13 protein-coding genes are annotated in these 13,849 nt (G+C 32.7%); 9 read left to right on the top strand and 4 right to left on the bottom strand.

What is annotated here, in order from left to right:
• Positions 1-48 precede the first annotated feature (48 nt).
• The 3 genes from GKZ88_RS11810 (at position 49) to pruA (ending at position 3,553) form a co-directional block, all read left to right on the top strand.
• Complete coding sequence (locus tag GKZ88_RS11810; protein ID WP_155102582.1) at positions 49-1,308, top strand: DUF5103 domain-containing protein; 1,260 nt, start codon at positions 49-51, stop codon at positions 1,306-1,308.
• Between the two features lie 79 nt (positions 1,309-1,387).
• Entirely contained in the window at positions 1,388-1,774 is a 387-nt protein-coding gene (gene apaG, locus GKZ88_RS11805) for a Co2+/Mg2+ efflux protein ApaG (protein WP_012023834.1), read from the top strand.
• Positions 1,775-1,927: 153 nt separating this feature from the next.
• Positions 1,928-3,553, top strand: a complete 1,626-nt coding sequence (gene pruA, locus GKZ88_RS11800; protein WP_155102581.1) for an L-glutamate gamma-semialdehyde dehydrogenase — start codon at positions 1,928-1,930, stop codon at positions 3,551-3,553.
• A gap of 104 nt (positions 3,554-3,657) precedes the next feature.
• Here the strand turns inward: pruA and GKZ88_RS11795 are convergent, their stop codons facing one another.
• The 3 genes from GKZ88_RS11795 to GKZ88_RS11785 all read right to left on the bottom strand — a co-directional run bounded on the left by GKZ88_RS11795 (position 3,658) and on the right by GKZ88_RS11785 (position 7,331).
• Positions 3,658-5,397: a CocE/NonD family hydrolase gene (locus tag GKZ88_RS11795; RefSeq protein WP_230392513.1), complete on the bottom strand. Its 1,740-nt coding sequence runs from the start codon at positions 5,395-5,397 to the stop codon at positions 3,658-3,660.
• Between the two features lie 162 nt (positions 5,398-5,559).
• The gene (locus tag GKZ88_RS11790; protein WP_155102579.1) at positions 5,560-6,273 is read right to left on the bottom strand and encodes a LytTR family DNA-binding domain-containing protein; all 714 of its coding nucleotides are present in this window, start codon (positions 6,271-6,273) and stop codon (positions 5,560-5,562) included.
• Entirely contained in the window at positions 6,270-7,331 is a 1,062-nt protein-coding gene (locus tag GKZ88_RS11785) for a histidine kinase (RefSeq protein WP_155102578.1), read from the bottom strand. The genes GKZ88_RS11790 and GKZ88_RS11785 overlap by 4 nt, the downstream gene beginning before the upstream one ends.
• Positions 7,332-7,667: 336 nt before the next feature.
• Here GKZ88_RS11785 and GKZ88_RS11780 point away from each other — a divergent pair, with 336 nt between their 5' ends.
• On the top strand, positions 7,668-8,399 hold the full coding sequence (locus tag GKZ88_RS11780; RefSeq protein WP_155102577.1) for a hypothetical protein: 732 nt from the start codon (positions 7,668-7,670) through the stop codon (positions 8,397-8,399).
• An 80-nt stretch (positions 8,400-8,479) separates the two neighbouring features.
• Here the strand turns inward: GKZ88_RS11780 and rsmG are convergent, their stop codons facing one another.
• On the bottom strand, positions 8,480-9,109 hold the full coding sequence (rsmG, locus tag GKZ88_RS11775; RefSeq protein ID WP_155102576.1) for a 16S rRNA (guanine(527)-N(7))-methyltransferase RsmG: 630 nt from the start codon (positions 9,107-9,109) through the stop codon (positions 8,480-8,482).
• A gap of 106 nt (positions 9,110-9,215) precedes the next feature.
• Between rsmG and GKZ88_RS11770 the strand changes: the two genes are divergently transcribed.
• The 5 genes from GKZ88_RS11770 to GKZ88_RS11750 all read left to right on the top strand — a co-directional run bounded on the left by GKZ88_RS11770 (position 9,216) and on the right by GKZ88_RS11750 (position 13,709).
• The gene (locus GKZ88_RS11770; RefSeq protein WP_155102575.1) at positions 9,216-10,313 is read left to right on the top strand and encodes an acyl-CoA desaturase; all 1,098 of its coding nucleotides are present in this window, start codon (positions 9,216-9,218) and stop codon (positions 10,311-10,313) included.
• 72 nt (positions 10,314-10,385) lie between these two features.
• Entirely contained in the window at positions 10,386-11,576 is a 1,191-nt protein-coding gene (locus tag GKZ88_RS11765; RefSeq protein WP_155102574.1) for a pyridoxal phosphate-dependent aminotransferase, read from the top strand.
• A gap of 376 nt (positions 11,577-11,952) precedes the next feature.
• Positions 11,953-12,408: a PA2169 family four-helix-bundle protein gene (locus GKZ88_RS11760; RefSeq protein WP_155102573.1), complete on the top strand. Its 456-nt coding sequence runs from the start codon at positions 11,953-11,955 to the stop codon at positions 12,406-12,408.
• A gap of 154 nt (positions 12,409-12,562) precedes the next feature.
• On the top strand, positions 12,563-12,961 hold the full coding sequence (locus GKZ88_RS11755) for a hypothetical protein (RefSeq protein ID WP_155102572.1): 399 nt from the start codon (positions 12,563-12,565) through the stop codon (positions 12,959-12,961).
• Complete coding sequence (locus GKZ88_RS11750) at positions 12,954-13,709, top strand: hypothetical protein (RefSeq protein WP_155102571.1); 756 nt, start codon at positions 12,954-12,956, stop codon at positions 13,707-13,709. Before GKZ88_RS11755 ends, GKZ88_RS11750 begins: the two co-directional genes overlap by 8 nt.
• Positions 13,710-13,849: the final 140 nt, after the last annotated feature.

Here is a 13,849-nt window from a genome sequence, read left to right as displayed (position 1 = left end):
TTTTTCGTTGTATAAATTGTTATATTTACAATCTTACAACGTAATAAGATGCCAAAATTTTTATTTCAAAGCTTTCTTTTCTTTTTAATTTTTACTTCGGCGAAAGCCCAAGAAGTTCAAACTGAAATAGCTCCTCCTTATAATATTAAAACTGTTTCTTTTGTTCAAAATGACAATAATGTAGTTCCTATTTTTGAATTAGGATCCGTATTTTCATTTCAATTTGATGATTTATTTGGCAATGAAGCTAATTATTATTTTGAAGTTGTTCATTGCGATTACAACTGGATTCCAACCGATATTCCGAAAACGGATTATATTCGTGGTTTTGACAATCAAAGAATTACAGATTACTCGAATTCATTTAATACGCTTCAAGGATATTCACATTATAAACTTTCTTTCCCAAATCAATTTACTACTCAGCTCCGAATTTCAGGCAATTACATGCTGAAAATTTTGAATGAAGACAGAGAAGTTGTTTTTTCAAGAAAATTTGTTCTGTACGAAAATCATTCAACAGTTGCATGTCTGGTAAAACGAAGCCGAAACCTCAGCAATATTGATTTTAAGCAAAATTTGGAATTTACAATACTTTCCAATGACATTGTTTTTCAGACACCTCTTGAAAATATAAAGGTACTTTTAATGCAAAACGGCGATTTCAATACAAGTATTAAAAACATTAAACCGCAATATACCATTGGAAATCAAATGGTTTATAAATACGATAAAGAAACGCAGTTTTGGGGCGGCAATGAATTTTTGTATTTTGAGAATAAAGACATTCGAGCGGCGAGCAATAATGTAGCAAGAATTGGAACCAACAATGATGTTTACAGCTCTTTTTTATATACCAATCATGCAAGAGGAAATCAAATTTACACTTTGTATGAAGATGTAAATGGCAATTTTGTAGTTAAAAACATCAATGGCTCTAACCAAGAAATTGAGGCCGATTACGCGTGGGTTTATTTTAGTCTTTCGGCACCTGCTTTTCAATTAAATAAAGACATTTACATTGTTGGAATGTTCAACAATTACAGCCTTTCGCCAGAATATAAAATGGATTATAACTCCGACAAAGGATTGTTTGAAAAAGCCGTTATGATCAAGCAAGGTTTTACCAATTTTCAATACAGAGTTGCTGACAAAAAAGGAGTAATTGATTATGAAAATGCAGTTGATGGAAATTTCTATCAAACTGAAAATGAATATACCATCTTAGTTTATTACAAAGAAAGTTCTGACCGCTATCAAAGAGTCATCGGAAAAGGAAACGGAAACTCAATAAACATCGTTAATTAAAACAATGTTAACGTTTTCACTTCAATCATTTTTTTTCGTAGATTTGCAACTATAACGCACACGTATATACTACTTTAGTATGGTTTCTCAGATTACAAGAGGCATAAAAATATCGGTTTTGACTAGTTTTGAAGGTACTTACTTCAAGAACTACAAGATTCACTTTGCTTTTAGTTACGTAGTTACGATTGAAAATCACAGTAAAGATTCAGTTCAGTTAACTTCTCGTCACTGGGAAATTTTTGACTCGCTTAACGACTTAGATATTGTTGACGGTGAAGGCGTGATTGGCAAAAAACCAGTTTTAAAACCGGGCGAAAACCACACTTATAGCTCTGGCTGTTTATTATCATCTCCTTATGGTGCTATGAAAGGTCATTTTAATATGATCAATTTCACAACAACTAAAACATTCAAAGTAATTGTTCCTACTTTTAGAATGTGTGCTCCTTTTGCTTTAAATTAAGACATCGTTTACAACGGTCTTTTTTATCGTTATCTTAATCATAAAATTGTCAATTTATTAATTTATCCTTTGTACTTTTGTGCAACGTTAGATTATTCGTAACAAATCAAATTTTCTAACTTTAAATTATCTAATAATCTAATTTTAAATAACATGCTTAAAGGATTTTTTCATGTACCAAAAGCGGTAAACGAGCCTGTAAAAGGATACGCACCGAACTCACCAGAAAGAGCAGCTGTTCAGGCAGCTTATACTACGTTGTGGAATTCTCAAATTGACGTTCCTTTATATATTGGAAACGAAGAAATCAGAACTGGAAACACAAGAAACATTACAGCACCACATGATCATAAACATATTGTTGGAAAATATCATTTAGCTGAAAAACAACATATCGAAAAAGCAATTGCAAATGCTCTTGAATCAAGAAAAGCATGGGCAAATATGGCATGGGAACAGCGTGCTGCTATTTTCTTAAAAGCTGCTGAATTAATCGCTGGTCCTTACAGAGCTCGTATTAATGCTGCAACTATGATTGGTCAATCTAAAAATATTCACCAAGCAGAAATCGATGCTTCTTGTGAATTAATTGACTTTTTACGTTACAACGTAGAATTCATGACTCAAATTTATAACGATCAGCCAAAATCAGATTCTTCTGTTTGGAACCGTTTAGAATATAGACCTCTTGAAGGTTTTGTTTACGCAATTACACCTTTCAACTTTACTGCTATCGCTGCAAACTTGCCTGCAAGTGCTGCAATGATGGGGAATGTTGTGGTTTGGAAACCAAGTGACAGCCAAGTATTTTCTACAAAAATCATTCTTGATGTTTTCAAAGAAGCTGGAGTTCCTGATGGCGTTATCAACGTAGTTTTTGGAGACGCTTTAATGATTACGGATACTATTTTAGCAAGCCGTGATTTTGCTGGTGTTCACTTTACAGGTTCAACTCACGTATTTAAAGATATCTGGGCTAAAATTGGAGCAAACATCCACAATTATAAAACATACCCAAGAATTGTTGGTGAAACTGGAGGTAAAGATTTTATCATTGCTCACCCAAGCGCAAATGTAAAACAAGTGGTTACAGGAATTACGCGTGGTGCTTTTGAATTCCAAGGTCAAAAATGTTCTGCTGCATCTAGAGCTTATATTCCGCAAAGTTTATGGCCAGCTGTAAAAGAACAATTGATTGCTGATGTAAAATCAATGAAAATGGGTTCTCCAGAAGATTTTGGAAACTTTATCACTGCAGTTATTCACGAAGGTTCTTTTGATAAATTAGCGAGTTATATCGACCAAGCTAAAAAAGATGCTGATGCTGAAATTATTGTTGGTGGTAACTACGATAAATCTGTTGGATACTTTATTGAGCCAACGGTTATTGTAACTACAAACCCAAAATATACTACAATGGAAACTGAGTTATTTGGACCAGTTATCACGATTTATGTTTACGAAGATGCTAAATGGGAAGAGGCTTTAGAATTAGTTGATACTACTTCTGAATATGCTTTAACTGGAGCAGTTTTCAGCCAAGATCGTTACGCTATTGAAGTAGCAACTACTAAATTACAAAACGCTGCTGGTAACTTCTACATTAATGACAAACCAACTGGAGCAGTTGTTGGAATGCAGCCTTTTGGTGGAGCAAGAGCTTCTGGAACTAACGATAAAGCAGGTTCTGCCTTGAACTTATTGCGTTGGGCTTCTCCAAGAACAATTAAAGAAACTTTTGTAACTCCAGAAGATTACAGATATCCGTTTTTGGGTTAATTTTTAGTTTCAAGTTTAGAAATGTTTCAAGTTTCAAGTTAGAAACTTAATCTATAAAAAAGCCGAATCCTTAACAAGATTCGGCTTTTGTTTTATGGCAGTCTTTATTTCCAAATTGGAATTTTCACAAAACTGTCATTGTACCATTTTATTTTTAATGGTTCTTTGGCATCTTTGATACTTTCTTCGGTGACTATTTTTCCGGTTCCGTAATTTAATTCTGAAAACGGATTTTTATTTACATTCAATGTAATTAATAGCCTGCTTCCTTTGCTTAATTGTTTGCTTACTAAATGCGTGTTCGAAAAAGGAATTGATTCTATTGTATCTGGTTTCAACAAATTTCTTTGGGTAATATCTTTAGCATAACTGGCACGTCCGATAAAATAAGCCAAATGAAAATAAGTTCCGTCAGGCCTTACTTCGTACAAAGTCACTCCAATATCCATATCTTTTTTATTGATGCTGGCTTTAATTTCTCCTAAAAATGAACCATTAACCAGCAGAGGTTCTTTTATTGGATCGCTTATAAAAACATATCCGTTTGTGGTATCAATTTGTTCGTTAATAATTGGATCTGGGTAATAAAAGTTGTTACTATTCACTCTATCAGCAAAATCAACTTCTTGTGGCAAATACCCTTTTTTACTTAGTTTCTTGTTATTCAATGAATAAAAATCGCCCGATTTAGTATTGGTCAGATAAAATGTTAGAAAACCGTTGTGCATTTTATCAATAGACGCAACGCTTCTCCATTCATTAGCTCCCATTACTTGATAATTAATTTTATCTTTTAAAATTTCCGGTTTGGGTTTATTTTTAAAAATATAGTCAAACCATTGATAGGTTATTTTGTTTGTATTAATTAAAGCATCCGCATCAACTTTATAACCATTCAATTCCGTCGTACCTCCTTTTTGAGCCCCAAAATGGCTGTATGGACCAATTATTAAATATAAATTGTTTTTAGGATTGTACTTTTGAAGTTCTCTTACATAATACAAACTCGAATTTTGAGAATCGTTGTAATAGCCGTCAATAACTAAAATTGGAATATTTATTTGAGCAAAATCTTTTTTGTATGGGGACATTTTTTGCCAATATTCGTCGAATGAGGGATGTTTTATCCATCTTTGAAAAAGTCTGTTTGGTGTACCGTCGATGCTGTCCATTCTTTTATAAGCCACTCCTGTTTCCCACCATTTAAACTGCATTTTTCTAAAACGCTGCCTGTCATTTCCCGCAACTGTATCCAGGTATTTGTTATTTCCAACATAAAACGACCATTCATAATTGGGATTTATAAAAACATTGTTTTCCATTGGCAAACCCATTCCTGCTCGGTTGGCTACATAAGGAACTATAGTTTTAAGAGCGGGATGCATTTTTTTGCATGCTGCCCATTGTGTTAATCCATTATAGCTCCCGCCATACATACCCACCCTGCCATCACACCATTTTTGTTTACTGATCCAGTCGATAACATCATAGGCATCATTACCATCATTTTCATATGGAAATATTTCGCCAGGACTAAAGCGTTTTCCCCTTGTGTACGCAATTACACCAACATAATCATTGTCGGCTGCTGCTTTTAAAGATTTTAAATCTCTTCCTTCTGAAACATAAATAGTAAATTGAAGTATGACGGGTTTGGGAGCGGCAATTCCTTTTTTTCGTACCACTATTGCCGATATAAAAGCACCATCTCGGGTTTTGATCATTACACTGTCCTGAATATCGTAAGCACTTTTTAGATCTTCTGATTTTGTTGTGCTTTTCTGCTGTGAAAATGTATAGGAGACCGTCACGATAAAAAACACAAAATTTAAAATTGATTTCATAGTTGTCATATTAAGGAGTTTATTTAAATTTTTGAATAGCAGAAAACAATCAACTAAGGACATGCAAGCGCTGCCTTTTGATTTTATTCAATTCCATTTGTTTTAGTAATTTAGATTGCAGTAATCAGCGAAAATATTTTGGCTGTAAGTATTTTAAAAAAATTAAATCCCGTTGCTGTTTTTAAATTTTACGGATTGACGTTTTGAAACCTTTAGTATTTCTCCGGTTTTTAACTTTATTTCCAGTCCGCCATCTATTGTTTTGTTTAAATCCTGAATATATTTAATATTTACAATTTCGGTTCTGTTAATTCTAAAAAAGACATTCTCATCCAGCATTTCTTCCCACTGACGAAGAGATCGTCTTTGCATCGCTTTTTTGTCTTGAAAAAATAGTCGGGTATAATTTTCCAGAGATTCAATCAAATAAATTTCATCTAATTGAATAAAGAATCTTTTTTCTCCATCTTTAATAAAAATTTTTCTGTCTCCTGATACATTCAGAGTCGATTTAGATTTTATTGTATTTCTTATTTTTTCAATTGCTTTAAAAAAACGCTCTTCTCTAATAGGTTTCATTAAATAATCTAAAGCATTTACTTCAAACGCTTGTACAGCAAATTGGTTGTGGGCGGTAATAAACAATACTTCCGGAACATTCTCTAAGGATTCTAATAAATCGAATCCGGATTTCTCAGGCATCGAAATATCTAAAAAAATCAAATCAGGCTCTTTTTCTTCAATTAAAACCTTGGCGTCATCTGCATTTTCAGCCTCACCAATAAGAATAAAATCTTCATAGGACTTTAAAGCTTGTTTGATCTCTTCTCTAGATAAACGTTCGTCATCTATTATTATAACTTTTATCTTTTTCATTTCGATGGTATTAAAATCGTTGCCAAAACTGTTTCATTAGCCATTTCCTTGATTTCAAAAGAGGCATTTCCGTTGTATTGCAACAGCAATCGCTCTTTCAGATTTTTTAATCCAATACCTGAATCTTTTACCGCTTCCGTGAGTTTACCTGAATTTTGAACCGTAATTTTCATGAAATTGTTTTCGGCCTCCACTTTTACAGTAATAAATCCACCGTTTTTTCTTTTTTCAATTCCGTGCTTTATGCCATTTTCAACCAAAGTCTGAATACTAAAAGGCAGAATTAAATAGGCTAATTCTTCTTCATTTGTTTCAATTTTGATTTGCAGGCGTTCTTCAAAACGTATTTTTTCTAATTCGAGATAATCCTTTACCAAATTAATTTCGTCACTTAAAGGAATAACTTTTTCAATATTGCTGTTTAGGGAACTCCTTAATAACTCAGACAAAAGGTCAATTGCTCTTCTAGCTACATTCGGATTTTCTAATACCAGAAATTTTATATTATTTAAGGAATTAAAAAAGAAATGCGGATTAAGCTGTGCACTCAGATTGTTAAGCTGCGCTTCTTTTATTATAAGCGACAATCGGGCATTTTCCTTTACGGTTTGCAATTCTAGTCTTGAATAATGATAAAGATGATACGCCAAAATCCAAATTGACATTAATCTGGTGCCTGTAATAAAAATGTTTAAATAAGAAGATTTAAAGAAAATTATAAATGAAACTGAATCGTTTTGCAAGACAACCAAGCGAATTATATAAAGTTTAGCAACAATCAAAACCATATAAAGCATGGAAAGTATTAAAACAGCCAGAACTATTTTGGGCACCAATTGTTTTAAATTTAATTTTATCCATTCCTTTTTTAAAGCAAAATTTCTGTATAGATGTGTTAATGCAATACCAATAGATACATCAAATAGTAAATCAGCTAAACCAATTTTCCAGATAAAAATTCCAGTAAAAAAAGCCTGAAACCCCCAATACAAAGAAGCTGTAATCCATCCTATGAGCTGAATTTTCCAGTAAGCCGATAATGTCTTAGTTATTTTCAAAGTAAATGCTATTTGTATTGTAGTAAAAGTATTTCTCTAATACAGACTGAACAAATAAAAGTACATGAAAGAAAAATAAAAGGTGATGAATGCAATTTATTCTTAATTGAAATAAATGATGCGAATCTAATTGGGCGAAAACAGCAAAATGGGACTTATATTTTACCGAAACATTATTTGTAATCCTTTTCTTATTTAATTAAAAATCAGCTGGTTAAAGAAACCAAAAAAGCCTATTCTATCATTTTTAAAACTTCTTATTCCATTTTAAAAAATGATCCCCTTATAAATTTGCTCAAAAAAAATAGCATTATCAAAAACATAAACAACAACATTATGAGAAACTTAAACAATGTACCTGAAGTAATCTTAAAATCAAAAAGTGTTGGATACCCTATCGATTTTAAATGGAATAATAAAAAAATGGAACTGTTTTTAGATCCATTAGAAGGAAATGAAGAATTAGAAAACGTATTGTCACAAATTAGCCATAAGGCGTGCATGGGACTTACAGCGTCTTTATTAGAATGGGTTTCATGGCGTTTTACTGGATATTCAACAGCAACAAATGACATTCAAAAACGTATAGAAGCACTTTGGTGTTCCATTCATAATTTGCATGAAACAGATCCTTTAGTTTTTGATACTGATTTGAATATTTCAGATACTGGCTCGATAAACGGACCTCTATGGGTTGCGCTTATGAATGTGAGAATGATAGATGTAAGATATAGAAAAGGTTCTTATTTCCTTCAAAGTGAACTCATAGGATTAGTTTTGCTTGCACGTTATATTACTCCAAAGAAAAAGTTTTTTGACAAATGGTTTAATGAAACAATTGCTGCTTTACTCAATTCATACCGTTGCTCTTATAATTATCATGATGCTGACCAAAGCGACGAAAGTGTTTATAATTCATCTTCCGAAATTGTTATATGCCGAGAATTTTTCTTTGATTCAAAATTTCATTACACGCCTGCAGCCTGCGAAATAGCACTGCATAATTTCATCAACAATTTAGATCATAAAGCGAATCCGTTTTTGCATGTATCAAAAAAAGCATCTTGATTTTACTTACTATTAATTCAAAAAATAACCCGGACGAATTTTATCAATTCTATCCGGGTTATATATTTTAAATTTTTGATTTATGGTTTAAACTTTAATGGCAGATGCACCACTTTTTTAGTTTCAAAAAATTCATCATCAAAATGATCAGCCAAATCATATAAAGTGGCACTTGGAAAATCTTTCAATTCTTCGCTCAAATCACCGCCTTTCAAATATAGAATTCCATTTTTCAAAGTATGCTTGTGCTGTTTCTTAATTTTATCATGCACCCATGAAACAAAATCAGGCATATTAGTTACGGCACGGCTTACAATAAAATCAAAATCACCTTTAACCAGTTCGGCACGTTTCTGTTCTGCTTTTACATTTTTTAATTCTAATGCATCGGCAACGCCCTGCACCACTTTTATTTTTTTGGCAATAACATCAATTAAATAAAATCGGGTTTCAGGAAAAAGAATCGCTAAGGGAATTCCAGGAAAACCACCTCCGGTTCCAACATCTAAAACCGTTGTTCCAGGTTCAAATTTCATGATTCTGGCAATTCCTAACGAATGCAAAATGTGTTTTGTATATAAGGAATCAATGTCTTTACGCGAAATAACATTGATTTTTTCATTCCAATCGTGGTATAAAAAGTCTAATTGTTGAAATTGTTTGATTTGAATATCGGTCAAATCAGGAAAATATTTCAATATCTCATCCATTGCTCAAATTTTTAACAAAAGTACTACTTTACGATTGAAATATTTAACTCAATTTTGCAAATTGAGAATTTATAATAATTACCTTTGAAAACTATTTAAAATAATTATGAATAACCCTGCGCCTACATTTGCAAGACAAGACAGTCTGAAGTTTTTCAGAACGCTTAACTCTCGCGTAAACAATTACTTCAAGGAAAATAACATCCAGAAAACTGGAAATTGGAAACTGCATTTAAAAGCCGTTATTCTTTTCGCTGTGTTTTTAACACCTTACTTTTTAATCCTTACGCTTAATATGCCTTTTTGGGTAATGTTATTGTTATCAATAGTAATGGGTATAGGTATGGCCGGCGTTGGTATGAACGTAATGCACGACGGAAACCATGGCTCTTACTCAAATAAAAGCTGGATTAATAAATTAATGGGCGGAACAATTTATGTTTTGGCCGGAAATGTATACAACTGGCAAGTACAGCACAATGTATTGCACCATACTTACACCAATATTCCAGGACACGATGAGGATTTGGATGCAGGACGAATTATCCGTTTTACAGAACATGCAGAATGGCATAGTTTTCACCGTTTTCAACATTATTACTCTGTTTTCTTATACGGATTACTGACTTTCAATTGGGCAATTACAACCGATTTCAAGCAAATGCGTAATTATTTGAGAAGAAAATTGTCTTACGGCGAACCAAAAAGTCCTAAAATTCTTTGGACTACTTTAATCATCACAAAAATCATTTACGTATCAATCTGGATTGTTTTACCAATGGTAATTGGAATTACATGGTGGAAAGTGCTTCTTGGATTTTTTGTTATGCATTATACTACAGGATTAATTTTAAGTATTGTATTTCAATTAGCACACGTTGTCGATCATACGACTAATCCAGAACCAAATGAATTAGGCGAAATGGACAATACATGGGCAGTTCACCAATTGTACACGACAACTAACTTTGCACCAAAAAATGCAATTGTAAATTGGTACACAGGCGGATTGAATCACCAAATCGAACATCATATTTTCCCAAATATCAGTCACATCCATTATGGCAAAATTGCAAAAATCGTAAAAGAAACTGCAAAAGAGTGCAACTTGCCATATTACGAATACAAAACAATGGGAAGTGCTATTATTGCTCACTTCAAACATTTACGTGATTTGGGTATGAAGCCAGAATTATCCGTTTAAACTAAAAAAAATCTATTAATAATTAACCTTCCTTAATAAGCGCATCAAATTAAGGACATCAAAATTTTTATAATGAATCATATTCTTTCGGACAGAATCAACAATCTTGCTACTTCACAGACATTAGCAATGGCTGCATTGGCACGCGAATTAAAAGCACAAGGAAAAGACATTATCAGTTTAAGTTTAGGCGAACCTGATTTCAATACGCCAGACTTCATTAAAGAAGCAGTAATAAAAGCAGTAAACGAAAATTATAGCACTTATTCTCCAGTAGAAGGTTACCTTGAATTGAGAGAAGCAATCTGCAGAAAATTCAAAAGAGACAATAATTTAGAGTACAAACCATCTCAAATTGTAGTTTCTACAGGAGCAAAACAATCATTATACAACATTGCACAAGTAATGTTAAACGACGGTGACGAAGTAATTTTACCAGCACCATATTGGGTTTCTTATTTTGAAATCGTAAAACTTTCTGGCGGAGTTCCAGTTGAAGTTCCAACTTCTGTTGAAACAGATTTCAAAATCACTCCAGAACAATTAGAAGCTGCAATCACACCAAAAACAAAAATGATGTGGTTTTCTTCTCCATGTAATCCATCAGGATCTGTGTACAGCAGAGAAGAATTAACAGCACTTGCAAAAGTGTTAGAAAAACACCCAAATATTTACGTAGTTGCTGACGAAATTTATGAGCACATTAATTTCTCAGGAACTTTCTGCAGCATCGGTTCTATCCCAGGAATGTTCGAAAAAACAATCACAGTTAACGGAGTTGCAAAAGCATTTGCAATGACAGGATACAGAATTGGTTATATTGGAGCACCAGAATTCATCGCAAAAGCGTGTACAAAAATTCAAGGACAAGTAACATCTGGAGCAAATTCAGTTGCTCAAAGAGCTACAATTACCGCTGTAGATGCTGATCCAAGCGTATTAAACGAAATGGTTCAGGCTTTCCACGGACGTAGAGATTTAGTGGTTGGATTATTAAAAGAAATCCCAGGAGTAAAAATCAACGTTCCAGAAGGTGCATTTTATGTTTTCCCAGACGTTTCTTCTTTCTTCGGAAAAACTTTAAGAGGAACTGAAATTAAAGATGCAAACGATGTTTCAATGTATCTTTTAGCTGAGGCAAATGTTGCAACAGTAACTGGAGACGCTTTCGGAAATCCAAATTGTATTCGTTTCTCTTACGCAACAAGCAACGATATCTTAACAGAAGCATTACGCAGAATCAAAGAAGCTTTGACTGCATAACAATATCACAAGTTTTATTAAAACGGCTTAAGGTTCAAAAGTTTCATCACTTTTATACTTTAAGCTGTTTTTTTATGGGATTATTTTGGGCGTGTCCCGCCGAAAAAGGCGGGTCGGGCTATCCGTTACAAGTCCTCGCACTTCCTTCGTCAGGCTGTGGGCTTTCCACTGCTATCCCTCACGCAAAACAGTGAGCGAGAAAATTCATTTTCAAAAGAAAAAAAATCAATTAAATCCACTAGATCTGCGAGAAACACAATTCAACACTTTCAAAATTCCCATTCCACAATATTATAAAATCCTAGTTATAATCCTGTAAAACATAACGTTTTAGAAATCGTCAACTTTGTAATGTATTAATTAAAAACTATTTATCATGATACATACAGATGTAAACACAGACGAAACCGTAAAAACTTTGAACGGATTAATTTCAATTCTTGAAGACGGAAAACTAGGATATACAAACGCCGCCGAACATGTCGAAAATCTAGCCATGAAAGCCGACTTTCTTGATTATGCCCGCGAACGTGCTTTATTTATTGTCGAATTACAAGACGAAATCAACAAACTAGGCAAATCAACAGACACATCTGGTGGAGGACCTTTAGGCGCTTTACACCGCACATGGATTGACATCAAATCATCCTTTACCGGAGGCGACACTAAAGCAATTATCAATGCCTGTGTTACAGGTGAAGAAGCTGCAATTGAAAAATATAAAACAGCACTCGAAGAAAATCATTTTGAACACAGTCAGGTTTACATTGTTTCAAAACAATTAAACAGTATTCAAAACACTTTATCACAAATTAAAATGAGAGCACTTTAATATAATTAAAAGCTTTTTATTTTAGAAAAACTGCCTAGTTTAAATAACTAGGCAGTTTTTTTTTAACACAATAAATAGTAACAAATAATTTATATATTTGACCAATAATAGTTGTTAGTATTTCTTTATAATAACAAAAACTGAAACAAAATTAGTGAAAATTGAATTTGATATACCAGATGAAAAAGTCTCCGATCTAAACCCAAATGGTAAGATTGAACTAACTAGACATTGCAAACAATGGACTGAAGACATTATTGATGAAGCTACTCGAATTGAGGCAAGCAGAAATGACGGTACTAGCACTGAAATAACTGCAGCTATAATAAGTGAAGCCGCAACATATTCAAAACGTTTCCCTATTAAGACTAAGAAAAAATGGTGGATAAAAGTAATTCAGATTATAGCTTTTATTTTTTCTCTAATTGCCGGAAGTCTACTAGATGTTGAAAAATTCAAAGAAACAAATCATGTAATTTGGTTCATTATAACATTGTTTATTGCCGTAGCTACAACTGTTTATTTAACATTCAATTCAGAACAAAATGGATAAATTGGATAAAATATCTAAAATTGAAAAACATCTTGAGAAATTCACTCCTTCAGCAGAACAAGCTTTAGAAGAAACAGTCTTGGAATTATACGAATTGATTGTGAACAGAGCAAATCTTATAGCGCAAAAGGGACAAACAGGAGATAAAGAAATATCATTGCGTGACATACTGGAAGCTAAAGAAAGCTTATTTAAAGCAAAAATAGAAAAAGATAAAGCTGATAATAGAAGAAAGCGCTTAATGACTGTCATATCCTTAACTGGAGCTCTTTACTCTATTGTTGGAGTATTCATTTATGTTTATCAGAATCAAGATTTTGCCATTGAAAAAAATCTAGGACTTGTAATTGCTCTAACTGGAATTGTAACAATCTTTGTTGGTTTCACATATACGCAATTACTTTTAAGAAAACACGAAGATAAACAACAAGAAAATGTAATAAAATATAGTTTAAATGATGAGTTTGATATTATTAAACGTTGGCAATTAATTGAAAAACTCGGCAGTAATTTAATGATCAAAAAAGGATACACTAATAATGAATCAAAATCAATAAATGATATTTTGAAATTCCTTGCTTCTGAATTAAAAAATGAAAGTCATAATATAGAAATGAGAGAACTGCTAACAATACGAAATAAAATATTACATGAAGGGTATGAATTAGGTAAACATGAAAGGCAGTCATATTTAGAAAAAGCAGACAAAATCATAGAAGTACTTGAAGGTCTTGAAAATAACAGTTAATTACTAATTATAAAATAAAAATATCTATCATTTGAAAAACCTTTTTTACCTTAAGATAAGTTAACAATTTCAAAAAAATCCCTCTATCATTAGCAAACTCGAATATTTTATAAGACCTTTGCACACTTTTTTTCGGGAAT

It is taken from the genome of Flavobacterium sp. LC2016-01, from assembly GCF_009711135.1.
In the GTDB taxonomy this organism is placed as follows: Bacteria; Bacteroidota; Bacteroidia; order Flavobacteriales; family Flavobacteriaceae; genus Flavobacterium.
Note: the sequence above shows the minus strand (reverse complement) of the source record. Positions and strands in the feature narration are given on the sequence as shown.